This is a genomic window from Bifidobacterium choloepi (assembly GCF_010667615.1).
Classification (GTDB): Bacteria; Actinomycetota; Actinomycetes; order Actinomycetales; family Bifidobacteriaceae; genus Bifidobacterium; species Bifidobacterium choloepi.
Genome location: NZ_VYSG01000003.1, coordinates 308,037 through 317,291, shown reverse-complemented (window position 1 = coordinate 317,291; position 9,255 = coordinate 308,037). Strand labels below are relative to the sequence as shown.

Below are 9,255 nucleotides of genomic sequence, written 5' to 3'. Positions count from 1 at the left end.
GGATCCCGTTCGACTTGCATGTGTTAAGCACGCCGCCAGCGTTCATCCTGAGCCAGAATCGAACCCTCCACAAAAAACCTTGCTTCGGGCCGAACAAATCGGCTCCAAAAAAGAAAAAAGACGAGCATCTTCTTCAGGAAGAAGACGCACACAAAACCTCGACCGTCTTTGACCACGCTAATGGACTCTCCGGAAGGGAAAGCGACGGCCGAACTGGCAATCATTTGACTATAAAGAAGTAGTACAGTACACGCTCTTGAGTTCTCAAACCACCACCACGCGCCCAGCCATGCCATCGGAACCTTGTCGTTCCGGGCGGCTCAGCGGCAGCAAGAGATAAACTTACACTCGATGCCCAGTTTCCGCAACCGGGCATGCCGAAACCCGCGCGGGAGAACGCCTCCACGGCGTGTCGCAACTTGCCGGAAATGCTCCCGACGCGTTCCCGACATCAAATACGTTCCAGCGCGCGGCTGCGCCGCGGTCGACCCCTCGGCTCGGCTGCGCCGCGCCGATCCCCTTCCAGGGGATTCAAGACGGGTGCCGGCAATCCTGCCGTCCGCGCCGCTCCCCCAATCCCCTTCCAAGGATTCGAGATTTCAGACCAGATGGTTTTCGTAGGCGAAGACGACGGCCTGGACGCGGTCGCGGGCGTGGATCTTGGCGAGGATGTGGGCGACGTGGGTCTTGACGGTGGGCAGACCGACGAACAGCTTGTCGGCGATCTCCTGGTTCGACAGGCCGTGGGCGATCTCGATGAGGACCTCGCGTTCGCGGTCGGTCAGCAGGTCGAGTTCCGGATCGTGATAGACGGACGGCTGCGTCTCGCTGGACGGCACGACCTGCACGGTTCCTGCCGCACCGTCGCCGTCGCCGCGGGCGACGAGGGTTTCGATCAGGCGCTTCGTGGCGGTCGGGGCGATGATCGCGTTGCCCTGGTCGACGATGCGGATCGACGCGAGCAGCGTTTCGGGCTCCGTGTCCTTGAGCAGGAAGCCGGAGGCGCCGGCGCGCAGCGCGGCCATCACGTATTCGTCAAGGTCGAACGTCGTCAGGATCAGCACGTGCACGTCGTCGCTCGACACGGTGATCTGCCGGGTGGCCTCGATGCCGTCCATGCCGGGCATGCGCACGTCCATCAGCACGACGTCGGGCCGGAACATGTCGGCGAGCGCGACGGCCTCGGCGCCGTCGGACGCCTGGCCGACGACCTGCATGTCGGGCTGCGAGTTGATGACCATCGCGAAGCCGGCGCGGACCAGTTCCTGGTCGTCGGCGATGACGACGCGGATCGGCTCGCCGCTCGTCCTGCCACCATTGAAGTCACTCGTGGTCATGGTGTTCCCGGCTCCCTTCTTCATCCCCCGTGTTCTCCCCCACTGTAGTCCCGCGAGGCCGGTTGCGCAGCTGCTCGTCCAGACTGGCGGCGGGGCGCAGCCGTGGCTGCTCGTGCCGGTCGCCGGCGGACGAATCGTCCGAATTGTCGACGTCGCTGCGACCGGTCGTTCTCAGGACGGCGAGCAGCTCGCGCATGCGGGCGAGCGCCGCGCGGCCTTCGCGGCCGATGTCGGCGAACGCCGCCGAGATGCGCTCGGGCGTGGGGTCGTCGTCGACCATCGCGAGCGCGGCGTCGGCCTCGTCGACGACGCGGCCGAGCGTGCCGGTGACGTCCTCGCGGATTTCGTTGGCGATGCGGCGGCGTTCGTCGTTGGCGGCCGTTTTCGCGCGCTGGCGCTGCTCCTCGACGAGCGCCTGCTCGCGCGCGGCGAGCACCCGGGCGTTCGTCTCGCCGACGCGTCGCCAGCTGCCAAACAGGATCGCGATCGCGCACCACAGGAATGCCGTCGCCGTGAATTCGACGGCGCCGATGACGGCGTCGTTCATGGTCGCCGACGCGTCGGCCGGCAGGCCGCCGGCGAGGAGGCCGGCGAGCGTGCGCACGCCGAGCAGTTCGGTGGCGCAGCGGGCGCCGAACAGCAGCGAGTCGACGACGACGGCCGTCCAGATCCAGCGTTTCGCCGACGGCGGCCCGTAGAGGCTGACCGAGTAGACGGCGACGACGACGAGGAAACAGCAGCTCGGCAGGTACGGAATGCAGCACAGCGACAGCGCCGACCATATGGCGACGATCGCCGCGCAGGACTGCGGGAAGCGGCGGCGAATGGCGAGCGGCAGGACGAACGGCGCGGAGAACAGCACGCGCAGCGGCACCGCGACGTCGACGCCGTCGAACGAGAAGAACGGCGACGTGGCTCCGAAGACGGCGAGCAGCAACAGCGCCGTGGCGACGTCGATGGCGACGTAGTGTCGCTGGCAGGCCAGCGAGACGCGCTCGACGGCGGCGACGAAACGGCCGGTGCGGGACTTGCGGCCGTCGTTGTCGCCGGCCGAGTCGTCGGCGATGGCGGCCACGGCGCCGGCGGCGGTCCGCTGGCCGGCGGACGTTGCGCCGGGCTGCCGGTCGCCGCTGTCGAGCGGGAACGATCCGCGCACACGGAAGCCGCCCGCGGCTCCGGGGCCGGCCGCCACGCTGCCGCCGACGGCACCGACGCGCTCGCGCATGCCGATCAGGCCGTAGCCGGCGCGGTGGCCGTCGAGCGCGGCGGCGGCGCCCTGGCCGTCGTCGGTCACGTCGATCGTCAGCGACGTCGGCGCCCATGTCTCGCTCACGACGACGTGCGCGCCGGCGCCGGCGTACTTGCGGGCGTTCGTCAGGCTTTCCTGGACGAGCCGGTAGGCAGCCTCGCCGGCCGCGCCGGATAGCCGGTCGGGGCGCGGCGTGCCGTCGACGACACGGCGGACCGTCATCGTGCGCATGCGGCGCGGCAGCCGGTTCTCGGCGACGAGCGCGGGAATGTCGCGGTAGCCGCGCCGTTTTCCGCCGGCGGTGCCGCGATCGTCGTCGCCGCGGGGACGGTCGTCGGAGAAGACGCCGAGCAGGCGCTGCATGTCGGCGAGGGCGCGGCCGGCTTCGTGGCGGATCGTCTCCATCGTCGAGCGGGCGACGGCGACGTCGTCGACGCCGGCGTAGCGGCCGCCGTCGGACTGGACGATGATGATCGAGAGCGTGTGGGCGACGACATCGTGCATGTCGCGGGCGATGCGCGCGCGTTCGGCCTCGGCGGCGACTTCGGCGGCCTCGCGGTCGCGGGCGACGAGCGCGGCGTTGCGTTCGCGCAGCGCCTCGACGGTGCGGCGGCGGGCGCGATGCCAGAAGCCGAGCACGCAGACGAAGCCGACGACCGCCGCCATCAGCGCAAGGTAGAGCAGGAACGTGGCGCGCCACGGGTAGGTGCAGTCGGCGGCGCGCATCGAGCCGTCGAGCAGTCCCGAACAGAAGGCGGTGTACAGCGTGGCGTTGGCCTCTTCGGACGTCATGCCCATGGCGAGCAGGTGACGCATGATGGACGGATCGTTCCATGCCAGCAGCGGTCCGAGCGTTTCCGACGACGTGAGCGCGGCGGCGTCGAGCACGACGAGGACGAACGCGGCGGCGACGTAGCCGCGGGCGCGGCGGCGATGGCCGTAGACGATCGACGAGAACAGCATCGGCAGCGCAACGAAGTCGGCCGGCAGCAGCGCCGGCCCGAGGACGATCTGCAGCGCGGCGACGACGATGAAGGCGATGGCGGCGAGTCGCGGCCACCGGCGGCGCGCGGCGAACGGCAGGCACAGCGCGACGGTCCACAGCAGCATGCCCGTGGCGCCGACATGGAACAGCAGTCCGGGGCCGACCATCGTCGAGTCGGACATCAGCCCGCATACCGCGAACAGCGACAGCGCGCCGAACGTGTCGGCGACGAGCGGGCGCCGGCGGAACCAGCCGACGAGCCTCGTGAAGCGCGTCGGCGGGACGGTCGACGCGGCGCTGGTTCCCGTCGCTTGCGTGGTGTCCGTTGTTGCCATGTCGACGACTATGGCACGATTCTTCCCGCCACGCCATCCGTCTTCCGGCGGAGGAACCGCAGTCGCCATGGAAATGCGAAACGCTTCGTTCCAGCGCGCGGCTTCGCCGCGGTCGACCCCTCGGCTCGGCTGCGCCTCGCCGATCCCCTTCCAGGGGATTTGGAGGTCAGCCTCGCGATCGCCCAGCAGGATGCGACTTGAGATCCCCTTCCAGGGGATGTCGGAGGTCAGGCTTCCCGGGGGTGTTGGAACTCAGGCTTCGAGGGCGGCGGGCTTGTCGGGATCGTCGTCATCGTCGCCGGTCGCGTCGGTCGCGGTGGCAGCGGCAACGGCAGGCGCTTCGGCAGCGGGAATGGCGGGAACGGACGAATCGTTGCCGTCCTGATAGGCGGCGAGGTGGTAGGCCTTGCCGATCTTGTGAATCGAGTCGAGCAGGTCGAACGACTGCGTGAAGATGATCAGCGAGAAGATCTCGTGGCTGACCTGCTCGATCAGCGTCTCGCCGCCGGGCAGGCGGCTCAGCAGCACGAACGTGAAGAACAGCGTCGGGTAGATGAGCTGCCGCTGATACATGAAGAAGAAGTCGCGGTGCGCGAGATGGTGGATGACGATCGGCACGAGGTTCACGCACAGGAAGATGATCTGGATGAGAAACAGGATGCCGATCCCCTGGTTGAAGTTGTCGTAGAAGACCTTGCCGAAGATCGCGAGGAAGACGATGTTGTAGATGTTCGCGAACAGCAGGTAGGCGAGCTGCAGTTTCCTCGTCGACGTGAAGAAGCCGGCGATGAACAGCACGAGCACCGACAGCTCGACGAAGACATCGCTGCAGGTCTGCGAATCGTCGAAGCAGCTGACGATCAGCGCGACCAGCAGCACGGCGAAGACGGCCGTAGAGATCGCGAAGCCGGCCGGAACCTTCGCGGGAATGACGGTGTCGGCGACGCTCCCCTTCGCCGGGTTGTCTCTGTTTTCTGCACGATTCTTCCTTGCCATGATTTCCGGTATACACCGGGCGACAGGGGCGGAGGGCCAGTTGAGCAATGGGGAAATTCGGAGGTCGCGATCCCGTGACCGGGGCACGGGATCGCGACCTCCGGGAAGACCGGGACAAGCGACCGTGACGGGGACCGGTACCCGGGAGCGAGGCAGGGGGTTGCCCCCGATCTGGACGGAAAGGCACACGGGAGCCGGGAATTGCGGGAACTGCACGGCTCGACAAATTGTCAGGACCTTGACTAAGATGGAGGCATTCGGCTGCTGGCCAACCCAGACATGCGAGTGTACCGAGATCGCGTCTACAAGGAGACATGACATGGCGGAATCCAATACCACCGAATCGTCCATCGAGTCCGCGAACGAATCCAACGGCGAATCGGCCGACCAGGCGGCGGCGCCGTCGGCCACCGCATCGGCCGACGCCGTCACCACGGCGTTCCCGGCCACCGTCGCCGACGAACTGGCGACTGCCGACACCACCGCGGACAACGACCCGCAGGCAGCGGAGCTCGCCGAGTTCGAGCAGCACATCGACAAGATCCTGTCGACCGGCGAGCTCGACGAGACGCTGCGCGTCATCGACGACGACGGCGTCGCCCAGGTGCTGCCGGTGCTCGACACCGAGCCGATCGCGCACCTGCTCGAGGGCCTCGAGGAAATCGGCGGCAAGGCGAACGTGTTCATCAAGACGCCTGAAGGCATCGCCGTGCTCAACGTCGTCGAGTACTCGCCGGACGACGCCGGATCGTCCGACAACGGCGAGGACGATTCTTCCGGTGATTCCGGCCGGGATTCGCGGGACGACACGGCGGACGAATCGGAGGACGAATCGTTCGAAAATTCAGTCGACGGCGAAGACACGACCGGCGAGGCGAGTTCCGAAGCCGAAACGGCGGACAACGACGCCGAATCTGTCCGCGGGCAGGAAGAAACTGGCGAGCTGAAAGCCACCACAGAGGAGTTTCCGTCGACCAGGTAAATGCGATCACGCGCCGGAGCGGCGCGAACAAGGACTGATTCAGGTCGACGACAAGGGGCGGCGGTCTTCCGGACGGAAGGCCGGCGCCCTTGCATTTGTGTGCCGGGGGCCCGGAATGGAGAGCGGGCGCGGCACGGCGAGGACGTCCGACGGACGCCGCCACACCGTTGAGAAAGAACGACCATGTCAACCGAATCACGAGAAGAACCAGAAGAGAACGAACAACATCGATCATCCATCGTCGCCGCCGATCGTCCGTACACGAGGGACGTTCACCACGACGAGCCGGCGCCCGAGCAGCCGACCGGGCCGACCGAGCCGGGCCTGCGCGGCCGCATCCATTATCTTGGTCGCTCGCTGGACCGCGAGCAGAGCTACCGCGACGGCCACCTGACGCACGTCGCGTTCATTTCCCTCGCCGTCATGACGATGATCACGTTCATCGGCAACTTCACCCAGCTGCAGCTGTCCGCCGCGCTGCCGACGATCGTGTCCGAATTCGGCATCACCGTGACGACCGGCCAGTGGCTGACGTCGATCTTCCAGCTGACGATGGGCGTCATGGTGCCGCTGACGGCGTTCTTCACCCGCCGATTCACGACGCGACAGATCGTGCTGACGTCGATGACGGTGTTCACGATCGGCTCGCTGTTCGCGTGGGTGGCGCCGGTGTTCCCGCTCGTGCTGTGCGGACGACTGCTGGAAGCCATCGGCACCGGCGTCATGTGGCCGGTGCTGCAGATCACCGTCTTCTCGATCTTCCCGCTCGACAAGCGCGGCATGGCGATGGGCACCGTCGGCATGGCCATGTCGGTCGCACCGGCCATCGGCCCGACGATCGGCGGCCTGCAGACCGACATGAACGGCTGGCGCTCGATCTTCATGTCGCTGTCGGTGCTGGGCGTCATCGCTCTGGTGCTGGCGTTCTTCGGCCTGCGCAACTTCGGCGCGTCGGACAAGATGGCCCGCGCCGACTTCTTCTCGGTCGCGCTGTCGGTCATCGGCTTCGGCGGCCTGATGTACGGCTTCACGAACATCCAGTCGTATTCGTTCGTCTCGCCGATCGTCTGGGCGCCGATGGTCGTCGGCGTCGCCGGCATCGTGTGGTTCATCGTGCGCCAGAAGAAGACGACGCGCCGCTACGAGTCGGGCGAATCGTCGCAGCCGGCACTGCTCAACGTGTCGGTGATGAAGAACAAGTCGTTCACGATCGGCACGATCATCGCGGCGATGTCGTTCTTCTCGTTCAGCTCGCTGACGGTGCTGCTGCCGCTGTACATCCAGGATTGCCGCGGCTACACGGCGACGATTTCGGGCCTCGTCATGCTGCCGGGCGCGATTGGCCAGGCGATTGCGCAGTACTTCGGCGGCCGGGCGCTCGACAGGTTCGGCGCGCGACCGGTCGCGATGGTCGGCACGACGCTGCTGTTCTTCGCCACCGTGTTGATGAGCACGATGATGTCGACGACATCGTCGATCTGGTGGATTTCGGTATGCCAGTTCATCCGCCAAGGCGGCGTCGGCTTCGTGCTGATGCCGGTGACGACGTGGTCGCTCAACTGCCTCGAGGCGAAGCAGGTGTCCGCGGGCTCGGCCGTGACGAACACGGTGCGCCAGATCGCCGGCGCGATCGGCGCGCCGGTGCTGATCCTCATCATGTCGACGATCACCGTCTACTACCAGCAGTCGATGGGCTTCGACGGTCCGGGCGCGCTGATGGCCAACATCCTCGGCATTCGCTGGGCGCTCAGGATCAGCGCCGTCATCTGCTTCGGCATGGTGCTGATGGTCGTCTTCGGCGTCCACGGCTCCGGTGCCGGCTCTGCCCGCGACGCCGCAAGGCACGCGCTGTCGCGTGTCCGTCACGTGCACGAGTGACGTCCTCCTCGAGGGCGCCTTCCAGCGTGCTCTCGTCGCCTTCGGCGACATCGGCGGTCGACCCTCAGGCAGCTACGCCGCCAGCTCCTTTCCAGGGCGCTTTTCGCTCAGTGGACATACTGGAACAGCGAGGCCTGGGCGGCACTGAACGTGCGGAACGAGATGGCGCCGAGGCCGGCGACGTTCGATTCGGAGATCGTCACGTTGCCGGCGGCGTCGATGGATTCGACGATGCCGACGTGGCCGTACGTGCCGTCGGCGCCGGCCTGGCCGGGCTGGAAGACGATGACGGCGCCGACGGTCGGCGTGTTCGAGACACTGTAGCCGCGGGCACGGGCCGTGTTGGCCCAGTCCCTGCCGTTGCCGAACGTCGAGCCGATCGGCAGGCCGAGCTGGACACGCCGTTCGTAGGCCCACCACGTGCACTGGCCGTACGGCGCCGTGTTGCCGGCCCACAGCAGAGGATCGTTGGCCGGACTGGAGACGACGGACCAGTCGATGTCGTCGGCCGACGCGAACGGGCCGGCCATCGCGATCGAGACGCGGATGGAAGACAGGGCGGACGAATCGTTCAATGACGATGCCGACGACTCGCCGGTAGTGCCGGACGAATCCTCACTGTCGGCGGACTCGCCGCCAGCTTCATCGGCGGCCCGGGCGGCTTCGGCGGCGGCGATGGCGACCGCCTCGGCGAGGTCGATCTGCTCCTGGCAGGTCGGCAGCGCGAGCAGCGCCGCCTCCTCGTCGCTTGCTTCCTTGAGATTCTCCTGGCCGAAGTCGAAGCGTTCCCATTCGCCGACGAGCGTGCGCAGTTCATCGGTGGCGTCGGCAAGTTCGTGGAAGACGACCTGCTCGAGCATCGCCGTCGTCTCGACGCGGCACGCGACGCCGCCGGCTGTCTCGACGACGGCCGCCTGCGGACGCAGCACGACGACGAGTTCGCCGGTCTCGACGTCGTCCGACTCCCCCAGTCCCCAGTCGCCGTCGTTGTCGGTGGCGACCGTCTCGACGGAAGGATTCGCGAGGACGGTACCCTCGGCCGTGACGATCGTGGACGGCTGCCCGGGCTGCTGGCTGTCCTCGATCGCCTCGGCGGAGAACGGGTTGTAGTCGGGATCGACGCCGCCCTCGACGGCGGAGGAACGCAGCGGCTCCTCGCCGGCGGAGGCGGCGTTCGCGTCGGCAAACGCCGGATCGTCGACAAGCTGGAAGACGTTCTCCTGCAGCTTGCGCTGGAAGACCCGGGCAAAGACTGACGCCGGGGACGACTCGTCGGCGACGATGTTGCCGTCGACGGCCGCGGTGCCGGCGACGGCGGCCATGTCGGCGTCGCCGTGCGTGGCGGCGACGTGCGCCGCCGTGGCCGGCGTGGCGAACAGGAACGGCGTGGCGACGGCCACGACGGCCGCGAGGCATGCGGACTTTCTCCGCATGGCCGGCGTGCGGAGGGCGGATGCCGGGCCGGTCGTTCCGGCGTGCGAAGCATTCGTCAT

Annotated in this window: 6 protein-coding genes and 1 rRNA gene; 2 read left to right on the top strand and 5 right to left on the bottom strand. The window is 67.5% G+C overall.

The window, feature by feature from the left end; genetic code table 11:
* The 4 genes from F6S87_RS07665 to F6S87_RS07650 form a co-directional block, all read right to left on the bottom strand.
* Positions 1 to 74 (bottom strand): 16S ribosomal RNA (locus tag F6S87_RS07665); the annotation flags it as partial.
* Positions 75 to 599: 525 nt separating this feature from the next.
* A complete protein-coding gene (locus F6S87_RS07660) occupies positions 600 to 1,337 on the bottom strand; it encodes a response regulator (protein ID WP_163228053.1) in 738 nt (245 codons plus the stop codon).
* Positions 1,324 to 3,906, bottom strand: a complete 2,583-nt coding sequence (locus tag F6S87_RS07655) for a sensor histidine kinase (protein ID WP_163228052.1) — start codon at positions 3,904 to 3,906, stop codon at positions 1,324 to 1,326. Before F6S87_RS07655 ends, F6S87_RS07660 begins: the two co-directional genes overlap by 14 nt.
* Before the next feature lie 252 nt (positions 3,907 to 4,158).
* Complete coding sequence (locus tag F6S87_RS07650) at positions 4,159 to 4,902, bottom strand: hypothetical protein (protein WP_163228051.1); 744 nt, start codon at positions 4,900 to 4,902, stop codon at positions 4,159 to 4,161.
* A gap of 319 nt (positions 4,903 to 5,221) precedes the next feature.
* Between F6S87_RS07650 and F6S87_RS08790 the strand changes: the two genes are divergently transcribed.
* Together F6S87_RS08790 and F6S87_RS07640 are read left to right on the top strand one after the other, a co-directional pair.
* On the top strand, positions 5,222 to 5,884 hold the full coding sequence (locus F6S87_RS08790) for a hypothetical protein (protein ID WP_231129444.1): 663 nt from the start codon (positions 5,222 to 5,224) through the stop codon (positions 5,882 to 5,884).
* A gap of 183 nt (positions 5,885 to 6,067) precedes the next feature.
* Positions 6,068 to 7,762 carry an MDR family MFS transporter gene (locus tag F6S87_RS07640; RefSeq protein WP_163228050.1) on the top strand — a complete coding sequence of 565 codons (1,695 nt, stop codon included), beginning with the start codon at positions 6,068 to 6,070 and terminating at the stop codon, positions 7,760 to 7,762.
* Positions 7,763 to 7,869: 107 nt separating this feature from the next.
* On the opposite strand, the gene F6S87_RS08985 is transcribed toward F6S87_RS07640, so the two are convergent.
* Complete coding sequence (locus F6S87_RS08985; protein ID WP_231129443.1) at positions 7,870 to 9,255, bottom strand: CHAP domain-containing protein; 1,386 nt, start codon at positions 9,253 to 9,255, stop codon at positions 7,870 to 7,872.

Coding starts and splice junctions, on each gene's coding strand:
- F6S87_RS08790 (WP_231129444.1), top strand. CDS start 5,222: ATGGCGGAATCCAATACCACCGAATCGTCCATCGAGTCCGCGAACGAA.
- F6S87_RS07650 (WP_163228051.1), bottom strand. CDS start 4,902: ATGGCAAGGAAGAATCGTGCAGAAAACAGAGACAACCCGGCGAAGGGG.
- F6S87_RS07660 (WP_163228053.1), bottom strand. CDS start 1,337: ATGACCACGAGTGACTTCAATGGTGGCAGGACGAGCGGCGAGCCGATC.
- F6S87_RS07655 (WP_163228052.1), bottom strand. CDS start 3,906: ATGGCAACAACGGACACCACGCAAGCGACGGGAACCAGCGCCGCGTCG.
- F6S87_RS07640 (WP_163228050.1), top strand. CDS start 6,068: ATGTCAACCGAATCACGAGAAGAACCAGAAGAGAACGAACAACATCGA.
- F6S87_RS08985 (WP_231129443.1), bottom strand. CDS start 9,255: ATGACGAATGCTTCGCACGCCGGAACGACCGGCCCGGCATCCGCCCTC.